We start from the raw sequence: 13,908 nt of genomic DNA on the forward strand, positions 1-13,908 counted from the left end.
TCGATTGCCTTGGACGAAAAAGGGAAGTGAGGTCTGGCGCGCGAGCAAACGGGCAGGTTTCGCGCGCCAACGCTATCAGGAAATTCTGGGCTTGCCGTCAATGGCCGGTGTTGCATCCTGTGTAGCAGGCGCGGCGCCAGGCAAGTGACGGGCAATCAAGCCGCGGTAGGCGGCAGCACCCAGGCAGGCACCGACAATCGGCGCAAAAACCGGAATCAGGAAGTACGGGATATCGCGGCCGCCAGTGAAGGAAATTTCACCCCAGCCAGCGAAGAAAGTCATCAGTTTAGGACCGAAGTCCCGTGCCGGGTTCATCGCAAAACCGGTCAGCGGGCCCATGGAACTACCAATCACCGCAATCAGCAGGCCGATCAGTATCGGCGCCAGCGGGCCGTTGGGCAGGCCATTGTTATCGTCGGTCAGCGACATGATCACGCCCATCAGGATGGCGGTGATGATCACTTCGACAAGGAACGCCTGGGCCGTGGACAAGCCTGGATTGGGGAAGGTGGAGAACACCGACGCCAATTCGAGGCTGGCCGCACTGCCGCGAACCATTTGGTGAGTTTGTTCGAAATCGAAGAATAGATTGCTGTATAGCGTGTACACCAGTAATGCGCCGCAAAAGGCACCCGCCACCTGGGCGACGATGTAGAAAGGCAGTTTGCGCTTTTCGAAGTCGGCAAAAATGCTCAGTGCGATACTGACGGCAGGGTTCAGGTGAGCGCCGGAAACCCCGGCGGTCAAGTAGATCGCCATGCTCACGCCAATACCCCAGATAATGCTGATTTCCCAGAGGCCAAAGCTGGCACCCGCGACCTTGAGCGCGGCAACGCAGCCCGTACCAAAGAAGATCAGCAGCGCAGTCCCCAGGAACTCGGCCATGCATTGGCTCGACAGCGACGGTTGTTGTAAAGCAGTTGTCATTGAAACCTCATTGTTTTTCTTGTCTGGCGCTTTCATTTCATCATGGTCGAAGCGCGTTCTTCATTGAGGCAGGATCCCCATCCTGTTCCCGTTTTACAGCTGGGTACTGCGGTAAGACATTTCATACAGTTTCAGAAACGAAAAAATATAGACAAGAAACGCTGATGTCAAAGGTCGAAAGTGAACCGCTGGTCACAAATAATCTATTAGTTCTGTGAATGATCGCGTCGGTGAGTGTGCAAAATCACATGGGCTTTTTTAAGGCAGTGCCGCAATAGAGCCTTTTGTGGGTCAATGTCTTAGAATCCGGCCGAGGATTTCTACCGCCACCCAGTCTGGAGCTGTCATGACACCCGCATTGGATTTGCTGAAAAAGGTTCGCGCCGAACACCGTGTGCACAGTTATGAACATGACCCGAAGGCCGCTTCCTATGGGCTGGAAGCGGCGGAGAAGCTCGGACTGGACCCGGCGCAAGTGTTCAAGACCTTGCTGGCGGCCAGTGAGAAAGGCGAATTGCTGGTTGCGGTGGTGCCCGTCGGCGGAAGCCTGGACTTGAAGGGCCTGGCCCATGCGGCCAAGGTGAAGAAGGTCGAAATGGCCGACCCTGCGGCGGCGCAACGCTCCACCGGTTATCTACTGGGCGGTATTAGCCCGCTGGGACAGAAGAAGCGCTTGCGGACCTTTATCGACAGTTCGGCCCAGCCGTTGGCGAGCATTTTTGTCAGTGCGGGACGGCGGGGGTTGGAGGTCGAACTGGCACCGGCGGTGCTGGCGGAGCACACCCAGGCAACATTCGCCGATATAGGCCGAGCTTGAACTTGGGTTGAAAACGAAAAGATCGCAGCCTGCGGCAGCTCCTACAGGGAGCGCATTCCAATGTAGGAGCTGCCGCAGGCTGCGATCTTTTGCTGTTGATCAGTGCGCAGTGCTGTAGCGCCGAACCCCGGAATCAACCGTCGGAATATGCGCCGCCGTACTGCCGGACGCCTGGAACAGCACCAGGTGTTCCGCTGCCACACGAATGCCGACTTCTGCGCCGATCAGATGATCGACGTGGCTCGGGAAAATCGATTCCAGTTGTGCGCCGGTCAGCATTTGCAGGCGGTAAAGCGTCGAGGCACCCTGGAAAGACTTGCCGACGATCCGCGCCTTCAATGCACTGTCTGGCGCATAGACGATATCGTCCGGACGCAGCAATACATCCACCGCACCGCCGACCGGCCAGGTGTAGGCGCGGTTGCCGCGCAATTCACCGAGTTCCGTCTGCACCGACTCCGGGCTGCTCAACTGGCCGCGAATGAAGTAACCCTGGCCGATGAAGCTGGCCACATAGGGTGTCAGTGGTTCGTGATAGAGGTTGTAGGGCGTATCCCATTGCTCAAGCCGGCCTTCCTTGAACACGCCGACGTGATCGCTGACCGCGAAGGCCTCTTCCTGGTCGTGGGTGACCAGGATCGCGCTGGTGCCACGGGCCTTGAGGATGTCGCGCACCTCGTGGCTGAGTTTGCGGCGCAATTCTCCGTCGAGGTTGGAGAACGGTTCGTCCAGCAGCAGCAATTGCGGTTCTGGCGCCAGGGCGCGAGCCAGGGCGACCCGTTGCTGCTGGCCACCGGAGAGCTCGTGGGGGTAACGCTTGCCGAGGTTTTTCAGGTTGACCAGTTCGAGCAACTCTTCGGTGACGCGATCCTTGTTCGGATGTTTGCGAATGCCGAAGGCGATGTTGTCAGCCACGCTCAAATGCGGAAACAGGGCGTAGTCCTGGAACACCATGCCGATGCGACGTTTCTCGGGCGCGAGGGTGAAACCGGCACTGGAGATGGTCTCGCCAGCCAGCTGGATGTCACCTTCGTGCACCGGTTCGAAGCCGGCAATGGCACGCAGGGTGGTGGTCTTGCCGCAGCCCGAGGAGCCCAGCAGGCAGCCGATGTCACCGGCGTTCAAATGCAGGTTGAGGTTTTGCACCACGCGCTGGTCTTGATAGCCGCAGGCGAGGTTGCGCAGGTTAAGCAGTAATGGCTGGCTCATGCGTGGTGGTACGCCGCTTCGACCAGAAACTCGAGCAGGGCCTTTTGTGCGTGAAGCCGGTTTTCAGCCTGGTCCCATGCCACCGAGCGCGGGTCGTCGAGCAGGTCGAGGCTGATCTCTTCGCCGCGGTGAGCTGGCAAGCAATGCATGAACAGTACGTCCGGGGCGGCCAGGTCGAGCAGGGCACGGTTGACCTGGTACGGAGCAAACAGCTGCAGGCGCTTGGCAGTCTCTTCTTCCTGGCCCATGGAGGTCCAGACGTCAGTGCTCACCAGATGCGCACCGCGCACGGCGTCCTGGGGATCACGAACGATGGTCACCCGATCGCCGGCCTTGGCCACGAATTCGGGATTGGGTTCGTAACCTTCCGGGCAGGCGATGCGCAACTGGAAGTCGAACTGGATCGCCGCTTCTATATAACTGTTGCACATGTTGTTGCCGTCACCGATCCAGGCAACGGTCTTGCCCTGGATGGAGCCACGGTGCTCGAGGAACGTCTGCATGTCGGCCAGCAACTGGCACGGGTGCAGGTCGTCGGACAGGCCGTTGATCACCGGCACGCGGGAATTGGCGGCGAATTCGGTCAGGTTGCTGTGGGCAAAGGTGCGGATCATCACGGCGTCGAGCATGCTCGACATGACGATCGCGCAGTCGCCGATTGGCTCGCCACGGCCCAATTGGGTATCGCGCGGCGACAGGAAGATCGCCTGGCCACCGAGCTGGATCATGCCGGCTTCGAACGAAATTCGGGTGCGGGTCGAGGACTTTTCGAAAATCATCCCGAGCACGCGGTTTTTCAAAGGCTCGAACAGTACACCGCGGTTACGCAGGTCTTTGAGCTCAACGCCTCGACGGATCACGCTGACCAGCTCTTGGGGCGTGCAATCCATCAGGGAGAGAAAGTGCCTTGCGCTCATCATTGACTACCTTTTTGCTACAAACCGCAGATGCTCAAAGCCTTGTTTAACGGAACAACGGGCGAGACCTGCGGCGTAAGCCGCACGGGGCGACGAAATAGGGGAAGGCGCGATCTTATAATTAAATGTCGCGTCTTACCAATAGGGCTACGGTTTTTAGGGGATTTCAGAGGGGCTATCGGTGGACCGCAATAGCGCTTTTGAAGCCTGTTTCCTGACTGCAGCCAGTCATTTGTACACCGGGGCCTTGGAACTTGGCAATCCAGAGGGGCGGGGATGGCGAACAGACAGTCGGTTTTCGGCCGGTGGTTCGTGACCTTGGTGCCGGGCGCAGCCGATCTGAAATACTTGCGAATGCAAAGTGCTGGGTTATAACTAATTCACGAGTGACGCAGGAAGCTCAGCGATGGAATCGAAAGAACAGCAGCTTATGGAATTGCTCGGCCTCACGGCACGCTCCCTGACTCACCTGACCGCCTCCATGACATCGATGTCTTTCGAACTGCTGCGCAGCGACGACCAGGTCACACGCGACGCAGGGCGGCGCATGATCGATCGCATGGTCACCATCAGTGCCGGGCTCGACGAACACTGGCGTCTAATTGGCGAGCTGACCGGTGTGCACGCAGCCCAAGGGCCGGTCGAAACCCTCCAGGAAATCCAGTTGCAGGCGCCGCCGAGGTTGCCTTCGAGCTGATGGCTTGCGGTTATCGGCAGGCCTGATAACAACCGATTCACAAGATGAACGTCGCTGGCGCGCTGGAGGGGCAGGCACCATAGTTTTGTTTCCGCGGTCGCTATTGCCCGCCCAGAACAAGACAGAGACTGGCCATGACCAAGACTCTCCATCACCGTGCGTGCCATTTGTGTGAAGCCATTTGCGGGCTGACCATCGAAACCACCGAGCTCGAGGGCAACCTGCAGATCACCTCGATCAAGGGCGACCCCCAGGACAGCTTCAGCCGTGGGCACATCTGCCCCAAAGCGGTTGCCCTGCAAGACATCCAGAACGATCCGGATCGCCTGCATCAGCCAATGCGACGGGTGGGCAGCGAGTGGCAACCCATCGAATGGGACGACGCCTTCAACCTGGTCGCCGAACGCCTGGCCGCGATTCAGGAGCGCCACGGGCAGAATGCGGTGGCGGTCTATCAAGGCAACCCCAGCGTGCACAACTATGGGTTGATGACCCACAGCAATTACTTCCTTGGCTTGCTGAAAACCCGTAACCGGTATTCCGCGACGTCGGTCGACCAGTTGCCCCATCACCTGACCAGTCACTTGATGTATGGCCACGGTTTGCTGTTGCCGATACCGGACATCGACCACACCGACTTCATGTTGATCCTGGGCGGCAACCCGCTGGCCTCCAACGGCAGCATCATGACCGTGCCCGACGTGGAAAAACGCTTGAAGGCGATCCAGGCCCGAGGCGGCAAGGTCGTGGTGGTCGATCCGCGTCGCAGCGAAACGGCGGCAATCGCCGACCAGCATCTGTTCGTGCGCCCCGGTGGCGATGCGGCGCTGCTGTTCGGTCTGCTGCATACCCTGTTCGCCGAAGGCCTGATCCGCGACAGTCATTTGCCAGTGGACGGTCTGGACCAGGTGCGCGAAGCCGTGACCGGTTTCTCCGCCGACGTCATGAGTCCATTGTGTGCGGTGCCGGCGGAGCGGATCCGCCAATTGGCACGGGATTTTGCCGCCGCACCCACGGCGGTTTGCTACGGACGCATGGGCGTCTCGACCCAGGCATTCGGCACCCTGTGCCATTGGCTGGTGCAGTTGATCAACCTGGTTACCGGCAACCTCGACCGCGTCGGCGGTGCCTTGTGCACGGAACCGGCGGTGGACCTGGTGGCTTCGACGTCGGGTGGGCACTTCAATGTGTGGCAGAGTCGGGTGTCCGGGCGCCCGGAGTACGGTGGCGAACTGCCGGTCTCGGCGCTGGCCGAAGAGATGCTCACCGAAGGCGAAGGGCAGGTCCGTGCATTGATCACCGTGGCGGGCAACCCGGTGCTGTCCACGCCCAATGGACGCCAGCTCGAGCAGGCGCTGGACGGCCTGGAGTTCATGGTCAGTGTCGACCTGTACATCAATGAAACCACGCGTTATGCCGACCTGATCCTGCCGTCTACTTCTGCGCTGGAAAACGATCATTACGACACCACCTTCAATATGTTTGCGGTGCGCAATGTCAGCCGCTTCAACCGCGCCATCCTGCCCAAGCCCGAGGGTGCATTGCACGACTGGGAGATTTTCGTCGGGTTGGCCCAGGCGTTTGCAGCGAAGACCGGCAAGGAGTTGAAGCCCACTATCGCTCCGGCGCAGATGATCGACCGCGGTTTGCGCATGGGACTGTACGGCGACGCGTCGCCGCACAAGCTGTCGCTGGCAACCCTGTTCGATCATCCCCATGGGGTTGACCTGGGCGCACTGAAACCCAACCTGGCGCCCCGCCTGAAAACCGCCAATCAACGAATCCAGGCTGCCCCCGCCGCAATCCTCGCCGACCTGGCGCGTTTCGCGACATTGCAGGCGCCGACCAGCGATGAGTTGTTGATGATCGGTCGGCGACATGTGCGCAGCAATAACTCATGGATGCACAACTATCACCGTCTGGTGAAGGGCAAGCCGCGTCATCAGTTGTTGATGCACCCGGATGATCTGGCGAGTCGCAAGTTAAGCGACGGGCAGAAGGTGCGGGTCAGCTCGCGGGTCGGGGTGATCGAAGTGGAAGTGTTGGCCAGCCTGGATATGATGAAAGGAGTGGTCAGCCTTCCACACGGTTGGGGCCATGCCCGGCCAGGTGTGCAAATGAGCATCGCCAGTGGTCAGCCGGGTTCCAGCGCCAATGACCTGACCGACGAGTGTCAGCTTGACGAGCTGTCGGGAAATGCGGCGTTGAACGGTGTACCAGTGACCGTGGTAGCGGCCTGATCGCATCTGACGGAGAGACCGAGCAGGGCGCTCGGCTTTCCGTTACAATGCGCCACCGTGCCGACCCATGAGTCGGAAAGTTCAGCCGAGGTGCTCCATGGATATCATCGAAACGATTAAAGAGCAGATTGCCAACAACACCATTCTGCTTTACATGAAAGGCTCGCCGAATGCCCCGCAGTGCGGCTTCTCCGCGAAAGCCGCGCAGGCCGTGATGGCGTGTGGCGAAAAATTTGCGTACGTGGATATCCTGCAGAACCCGGAAATCCGCGCCAACCTGCCTAAATACGCCAACTGGCCAACCTTCCCGCAATTGTGGGTAGCTGGCGAGTTGGTTGGCGGTAGCGACATCATGACTGAAATGTCGGCTGATGGTTCGTTGCAGGCGCTGATCAAGGACGCGGCTGCCAAAGCAGCGGCAGCCAAGACCGAAGCCTGATACACGGGCATCAAAAAAGGCCCTTCACGGCAAACCGTGAAGGGCCTTTTTTTTGGTTCTGGATTGGGAAACATGGATAGCGCAAATACCTGTAGGAGCCGGCTTGCTGGCGATGGTCGTCATCGATAATGCGTGAGAACTGGTTAAATGCGGCGCACTTGAATCCATCGCCGGCGAGCCGGCTCCTACAGGGGCGCGCGGAGGTTGTCCTTTGGGATGAAGCTGACTAAGATGTCAAAAAATTCATCCTATGATTGGATGAAAGGATGAATCCCATGTCAGATACTTCTCCGTTAATCAAGCGCTCCCTGGTCGACCAGGCCTTGGAGCAGTTGCGCTTGCGCATCAACCAGGGCGTCTGGGCGGTCGGTCAGCGTTTGCCCACAGAACCCGAGTTGTCCGCAGAGCTGGGCATCAGCCGCAACACGGTGCGCGAAGCCATGCGCGTGCTGGCGTTTTCCGGGTTGATCGAGATCCGTCAGGGTGACGGCAGTTACCTGCGCGCGGTGGTCGATCCGCTGGACACCCTAAAGGCGCTGTCGCGCTGCTCACTCGAACAGGCCCGCGAGACCCGGCACATCCTGGAAGTCGAGGCCATTGGCCTGGCCGCCATGCGCCGCACCGATGAAGACCTGGTTGCCTTGCGCGAGGCACTGGGCGTCAGCGGTACCCACTATCACGGCGATCTCGACACCTACATCGCCTGTGACCTGGTGTTCCACCGACGCCTGGTGGACGCCGCGCACAACCCGACGCTCAGTGAGCTGTATCGCTACTTCTCCAGCGTTGTCGGCGAACAATTACGCCACTGCCTGAACATCACGCCCCGGCGCCAGGAGGTGTTCGACCTGCACGTCGAACTGCTTGATGCCGTGGAGCAACGCGACCCGGAGCGGGCCAAAGCCCTGTCGAGGCAGTTGATCAATGAACCTTGAAACCGAGAACGCCATGTCCAGCCAGCACACCGATGTCACTTCACCCAAGCGCACGGCAGAGCTGGAAGAGCTGCTGATCGACGCCGAGGCCGATGACGAGCAGGTCCAGCAAACCCAGCCAGTTCTGCGGCATCCGTGGTTGTTGCTGCTGGGCCTGATCCTGGTGGCTTTGAATCTGCGCCCGGCGCTGTCGAGCATGGCGCCGCTGCTGAGCGAGGTGTCGAAAAGCCTCGGCCTGTCGGCGGCCCAAGCCGGTTTGCTGACGACGTTGCCGGTACTGTGCCTCGGTTTGTTCGCTCCGCTGGCACCGGTGCTGGCGCGCCGCTTCGGGGCCGAGCGTGTGGTGTTGGGCATTCTCCTGACGCTGGCGGGGGGGATCATCCTGCGCAGTTCCTTCGGCGAAATCGGTCTGTTTGCCGGCAGTGTGCTGGCAGGTGCCAGCATCGGCGTGATCGGCGTATTGCTGCCGGGCATCGTCAAGCGCGATTTCGCTAAACACGCCGGGACCATGACCGGTGTCTACACCATGGCCCTGTGCCTGGGCGCAGCCATGGCCGCAGGCGCCACGGTGCCGTTGAGTGAACACTTCGACAAAAGCTGGAGCCTGGGCCTCGGGTTCTGGGTGATCCCAGCCTTGATCGCGGCGATGTTCTGGCTGCCACAAACCGGACAGAAACACGGCGCGCATAACGTTGCCTATCGCGTGCGAGGATTGCTGCGCGACCCGTTGGCCTGGCAAGTCACCTTGTACATGGGCCTGCAATCATCGTTGGCCTACATCGTGTTTGGCTGGTTGCCGTCGATCCTGATCGGTCGTGGCCTGAGCGCAACCCAGGCCGGCCTGGTGCTGTCGGGGTCGGTGATCGTTCAATTGATCAGCTCCCTCGCCGCGCCATGGCTGGCGACTCGCGGCAAGGACCAGCGCCTGGCCATCGTGATCGTCATGGCGCTGACCCTGGGTGGTTTGTTCGGTTGTTTGTACGCGCCGATCGAAGGCTTGTGGGGCTGGGCGATTGTGCTGGGGTTGGGGCAGGGCGCCACGTTCAGCCTGGCGTTGACCCTGATCGTGTTGCGCTCGCGGGACTCGCATGTGGCGGCGAACCTGTCGAGCATGGCCCAGGGGTTCGGTTACACGCTGGCGTCGATGGGGCCGTTCGCGGTCGGCATCGTGCACGACTGGACCGGCGGCTGGAACGCCGTGGGGTGGATCTTCGGTGTGATTGGCCTCGGCGCAATCATTGCCGGGCTGGGCGCCGGGCGTTCGCTGTACGTTCAGGTGGTCAGCGAAAAAGTCTGAATTCGTTCGCTGGCAGGACGAGCAAGCGGCATGAGTCCTTGCCCGGGGTATGGCCCCGGGCAAGGTGGGCTACGGTGTTATGGATACGCGACTTCGAGGGTAATCGAGCCGTCGAGGGCGACGTCGTTGGTCAGGTCGAGTGAGTCGGCGCGGGCAATCTGGGTGAGTATCTGAAGGTCGGTTACCAGGTCCTTGATGGCGATCGGCGTGTCCGGTCCACCGGTAGAAGCAAATGCTGTGATGGAGGCAGGTGCCATATACATGCTTCTGAACCAGGTGTCGCCATTATTTTGAGACTCCAAAGGCTGCACCAGAACACCGTCGGCCATTGGATAGGTGATTAGCACATCGACACTGCCGAGCTTCTGATTGCCATTGATGTAACCCAGGCCGAACATATTGCTACCTGTACCCGAACCAATCCGGTTATCGATCGGTTTCAGCCTGAACGCAATGGCCGAATCGCAACTCACGGAGAGCTTCAAGGTCTTGTCAGGCAGGTTCGTGACCTTGTCCTGATTCAAGTCTTTGGACGAAATCGTCTTGTGGTCGACGACCCCGCCGCCAGACAAGGTCGGCGTGCACGCATTGGGGGTGATGGTACCGATGACCGTCAAATCGGTGCTGGGGGCTGCAAGCGCATAAGGCGCGATGCCGATCAATGCGGTGGCCGAGAGTGCTGCCAAGTATTTTTTCATTATGTGTTACTCACTTCTAGGGTTGTTGTCCCGGCTGGCCACGATGCTTGATTGCATTCGGGGCGCGTACCAGGTTGGGTGGTTTGCTACAGGTAAATAATCTCGATCGTCCCCGAGCCATCGAGGTCGATGGCGCTGCTCAAATCCAGGCTGTTGGTAGGGGCGATGACGGCGTTGACGGTGAGCCGGGTGCTGAGGTTCTGGATCAGTGCCGGGCCGGAATTTGCGGGGCTGTCGGTAAAACCCAGGTAGCTGTTTTTGCCGATGGCCATCGAGGTCGGGCCGGCCGTGCTCCATGCCATGCCGCCATTGGCGGAACCGGTTAGAAAGAGGCTGGCGAACGGGTCGGCGCTGGCGTCGACCGGGTCGAAGTTCAGCGAAAACGAACCGATCTTGCCGTTGCGGCTATCCGTCCCCAGGCCGTAGTCCGTTTCGTTGTTGGCTATCGCCGTACCCAAGCGGTTGTCATGCATGAGCATGGCGAACGTAGTCGGTGCATCGCAGCGCACGTTCAACGTCAGGGATCGCGCAGGCAGACGCGTGCTTTGGGTCGCGTTCAGGTCGTTTACCGACAGCGTGCCAAAGTCGACCAGCCCACCGTTGGATAGCGCCGGTTCGCAGGCCGCCGGTGCGAATCGGGCGCGCAAGGTCGCCTGTTGGCGACGTCCGATGCTAGTCGCGTCGAACTCCCCCGTGGTTTCCCAGGTGACTGCATCACGCACCTGTTGACCTTGCTCTTGTACCCAGGCAGTCAGCTCGAGCTGCGCCGTGAAATGGCGGCCCTGCGCCGGCACACCTGCCTGTACCGGAACGATCCCGTGCGCCGGCCGCCAGATCAGGTTCGATGCCGTCATCACGGGCGCCTGACCGACACCGGCAATCAAGCCGATCTCGACTGACCGACCATCAAGCGCTGCGTCGCGAACACTGATCTGGTAGCTGCCGCGTTCGGCAAAGCGAAAGCGTTCGGCCGTTGCCGCCATGGCCCGGTAAAACACGCTCATGTCGACCGGTTGCGAACAGCTCAGGCTCAGGCCCAGGCGACGCTCACCCAAGGATCGCTCAGGACTGGCATCGGGGCGTATCGCCCGATTCATCAGACCGTAATCAAGCAGCGGTTGACTCAGGTTGAACTGACAGTCATCAGTGGATGCCCGGGCGACCGGCATGAGCCCGCTCAGTACCGCAAAGACGAGGCCCGGCAGCCAATAGCGCAACAGGTTCATATCATCATCCTCAAAGAGCCCCGCACTGGGCGGGTGCTGTTTCGTAATAGGCGCTGGGATCGGCGTCCTCCGGCAGTGTGAAACGCAGTTCACAACGTTCCATCCCCGGCGCGCTGATCCACAGCGCACGGGTGTCGAGGACGTTGGGCAGGAACACCAGGCCGCCGTCCTGCACCAGGGTGACGAACTCACCCTCCCCGGTATTCACAGCCGCGCCACGGGGTAGCGGCTCCCCGTTGTTGTTAGTCACTTTGAGCAAGACGCGTCGTGTCAGGCTGACGCCGAACTCGACGCTGTCGACGGCACCGCGGCCGGCCGAAATCACCGCCAGCCCGTTGTTGATGTCGGCGTTGCGCGGCAGGGTTCTGGTGTCCACTTCCACCGCGCTGCGACCGTAGGCCACCACTTGCGGGACCACCGCCCGGCCTTGCCAGTCGGTCCAGACCGGGCCGCTGGGCGTCGTCACTTTGATCGCACCCATATCGCCCACCGAAAGCAGCGCGAAGGTGTCGCTCACCTGATAGGGCGACAGCGTCACGCCACCGCCGTGCAGCACGGCCCCGCCCCGGGCACCAATCTGATAACTGTCACGCTCGGCATCGGTACGTGTGTAGTTCAGGTCCAGTTGGGTGTAGCGCGGCAGCAAGGAAACCCCCGCGCTCGATTGCACCTGCCGGTCTCGTGTGTCGTGCTCGACGCCGACCCGATACGCCAGTTGATCGTTGATCTGTTCACTCACGCCCACGCCGCTGCGGTACTCGCCGCCCGTGCTGCGCGCCCAGGTGCGTGCCCGGCGGTTCTGGCCCAGCGGGATGCTCAGGTTCACATATACGCTGTCGTCGCTGCGGTTGGCGCCACTGACTTGCCACTCAGCCGTAGCCGAGATCGATACACCGCCGATGTTGGTCCCCCAGGAGGCGAGCGCGCGGCTGCTGCTGTCACCGTCGAACGTGCCAGAACGACTGAAGCCGGCACTGAATGCGCCGAGCCAGGGATGGGACCAGGACAGTGCAGCGCTTTGCTGGTCGCGGTAACGGGAATTGCGCTGGTCACTGGTGCTATCGAACACTGCGTCTTCCAGTTCCCGGTAACCCGGGGTCCGGTAAGAACCGCCGGCATTGAGTGACCACTGCGCGCTCAAAAGGTGCGAGGCGCTCAGGTCGATCTGAAGCCCTTTACCGGGTTGTTGGCCGCTGGCGCTGGCACCTGTCAACGTGGCTTGAATCTGGGTGACAGGTGAGGGTAACAGCGCGATGCCGGCACCCGCCGCGCGGTACTCGTCGGCGCCGGTAATGCCGACGCTCAGCAGGGCTTGTGCGCCGAGTGCACCGCTCCAGCCGCTACTGATCACCCAGGGATCGCCACCTTCTTCGTCGCCGGTATTGCGCACCCTGCCAGCCGCCAGCGAGTAACCCGGAGCCGGTAAACCGATGCCGAGCATCGCGGCAGGAACGGTGAAGCGGCGCTCGCTGCCATCAGCCTCCTTGACCGTGACTTCCACATCGGAGCGGCTGTTGAGGCGACGTACATTGGTCAACGCAAACGGTCCGGCGGGCACCACCGTGGAGTGGATCAACGCGCCGTTCTGGCGGATTTCGACCTGCGCCTGACTGTTGGCAATGCCTTCGATGACCGCGCTTTGTCCTTCGACCTGCAGTGCCTGTTCGTTCAGTACTTGCACGCCGGTGATCTGCGCACCGGCCAGCACCGGGTTGTAGAGATTGATCTGGCCCGCCTGCAGCACCGCTTCCTGGCTGGCGAATGTGCGCTGGGCGTACGCCGCAATGTGCGTCGTGCGGGAGATATCGTCCTGCCAGGTCTGAATCTGTCGGCTGCGCACGATCCAGTCACCGGCATTGAAACCCAGCTCGGTGCTGGCCGAGGCGTAGCGGCTCGAATCATCGCCGTATCGGCTGTGCAGACCGGTTACGTCGTAATTGAGCAGACCGGCGATGCCGCCGGTTTGATAGCCGGACACATCTCGAAGAACCGGGCGCAGTGCGTCGCCGGGCACGATCAATGACAGGGCAAGATTGGCCGGGTCCTGATCGACGACGGTTTGCGGCCAGGTGCCGAGCACATCGTGACACGGGGTGTCGTTTGCAGGTTGTGCGTCCACCAACTGTTCAGGCACACCCAGGTTCGCCGCGTCGAGCAAGTCGCGATCAAAGCACAACGTCCCGTCGCGATTGAACCGGACGTCGACCCGACCCTGACGCTGGCCATTGACCGACAACGTGACCGGATGCCGCCCTGCGGGGAAGCTCGGTGCCGCCAGCAACAGCGTCGCCAGCGCCGGATCGATACCGCGTTGCTGCAGGGTGTTTTTATCGAACGATGCCGGCGACGGCACGTCGGCTCGAGCATCGAGCGCCATCAGCACAATAGCTAGCAGCAACAATGCTTTCATCCACAGCCGGCAGGCGTGAGGATGAGCAATCAACCGAATCGCGGGCATGGCTTCGCCGTCACGGTAAATCATCACTGTGTTCATGGGTTTCACTTG

12 protein-coding genes are annotated in these 13,908 nt (G+C 60.8%); 6 read left to right on the top strand and 6 right to left on the bottom strand.

What is annotated here, in order from left to right; genetic code table 11:
- Positions 1-75: 75 nt before the first annotated feature.
- A complete protein-coding gene (locus PSUM_RS26370; RefSeq protein WP_020799854.1) occupies positions 76-927 on the bottom strand; it encodes an MIP/aquaporin family protein in 852 nt (283 codons plus the stop codon).
- A gap of 346 nt (positions 928-1,273) precedes the next feature.
- Here PSUM_RS26370 and ybaK point away from each other — a divergent pair, with 346 nt between their 5' ends.
- Positions 1,274-1,744: a Cys-tRNA(Pro) deacylase gene (gene ybaK / locus PSUM_RS26375; RefSeq protein ID WP_020799853.1), complete on the top strand. Its 471-nt coding sequence runs from the start codon at positions 1,274-1,276 to the stop codon at positions 1,742-1,744.
- A gap of 99 nt (positions 1,745-1,843) precedes the next feature.
- On the opposite strand, the gene PSUM_RS26380 is transcribed toward ybaK, so the two are convergent.
- Both PSUM_RS26380 and argF read right to left on the bottom strand, forming a co-directional pair.
- Positions 1,844-2,953: an ABC transporter ATP-binding protein gene (locus PSUM_RS26380; protein WP_020799852.1), complete on the bottom strand. Its 1,110-nt coding sequence runs from the start codon at positions 2,951-2,953 to the stop codon at positions 1,844-1,846.
- Positions 2,950-3,870 (bottom strand): ornithine carbamoyltransferase, encoded by a 921-nt coding sequence (argF, locus tag PSUM_RS26385; RefSeq protein WP_032831452.1) that lies wholly within the window; start codon positions 3,868-3,870, stop codon positions 2,950-2,952. The genes PSUM_RS26380 and argF overlap by 4 nt, the downstream gene beginning before the upstream one ends.
- Positions 3,871-4,276: 406 nt before the next feature.
- Between argF and PSUM_RS26390 the strand changes: the two genes are divergently transcribed.
- From PSUM_RS26390 to PSUM_RS26410, 5 genes are all read left to right on the top strand, one after another.
- Positions 4,277-4,567 carry a hypothetical protein gene (locus tag PSUM_RS26390; protein ID WP_020799851.1) on the top strand — a complete coding sequence of 97 codons (291 nt, stop codon included), beginning with the start codon at positions 4,277-4,279 and terminating at the stop codon, positions 4,565-4,567.
- Positions 4,568-4,701: 134 nt separating this feature from the next.
- Positions 4,702-6,807, top strand: a complete 2,106-nt coding sequence (locus PSUM_RS26395; RefSeq protein WP_083349707.1) for a molybdopterin oxidoreductase family protein — start codon at positions 4,702-4,704, stop codon at positions 6,805-6,807.
- A gap of 97 nt (positions 6,808-6,904) precedes the next feature.
- Positions 6,905-7,246: a Grx4 family monothiol glutaredoxin gene (grxD, locus tag PSUM_RS26400; protein ID WP_007938922.1), complete on the top strand. Its 342-nt coding sequence runs from the start codon at positions 6,905-6,907 to the stop codon at positions 7,244-7,246.
- A gap of 275 nt (positions 7,247-7,521) precedes the next feature.
- Complete coding sequence (locus PSUM_RS26405) at positions 7,522-8,181, top strand: FadR/GntR family transcriptional regulator (RefSeq protein WP_020799848.1); 660 nt, start codon at positions 7,522-7,524, stop codon at positions 8,179-8,181.
- Complete coding sequence (locus PSUM_RS26410) at positions 8,171-9,478, top strand: CynX/NimT family MFS transporter (RefSeq protein WP_083349706.1); 1,308 nt, start codon at positions 8,171-8,173, stop codon at positions 9,476-9,478. The genes PSUM_RS26405 and PSUM_RS26410 overlap by 11 nt, the downstream gene beginning before the upstream one ends.
- A gap of 77 nt (positions 9,479-9,555) precedes the next feature.
- On the opposite strand, the gene PSUM_RS26415 is transcribed toward PSUM_RS26410, so the two are convergent.
- From PSUM_RS26415 to PSUM_RS26425, 3 genes are all read right to left on the bottom strand, one after another.
- Positions 9,556-10,176, bottom strand: coding sequence for a DUF1120 domain-containing protein (locus PSUM_RS26415; protein ID WP_083349705.1), 621 nt, complete (start codon positions 10,174-10,176; stop codon positions 9,556-9,558).
- Between the two features lie 86 nt (positions 10,177-10,262).
- The gene (locus PSUM_RS26420) at positions 10,263-11,402 is read right to left on the bottom strand and encodes a DUF1120 domain-containing protein (protein ID WP_083349704.1); all 1,140 of its coding nucleotides are present in this window, start codon (positions 11,400-11,402) and stop codon (positions 10,263-10,265) included.
- A gap of 10 nt (positions 11,403-11,412) precedes the next feature.
- Positions 11,413-13,896, bottom strand: a complete 2,484-nt coding sequence (locus PSUM_RS26425; RefSeq protein ID WP_083349703.1) for a fimbria/pilus outer membrane usher protein — start codon at positions 13,894-13,896, stop codon at positions 11,413-11,415.
- Positions 13,897-13,908 lie beyond the last annotated feature (12 nt).

The organism is Pseudomonas umsongensis (assembly GCF_002236105.1).
Taxonomy (GTDB): Bacteria; Pseudomonadota; Gammaproteobacteria; order Pseudomonadales; family Pseudomonadaceae; genus Aquipseudomonas; species Aquipseudomonas umsongensis.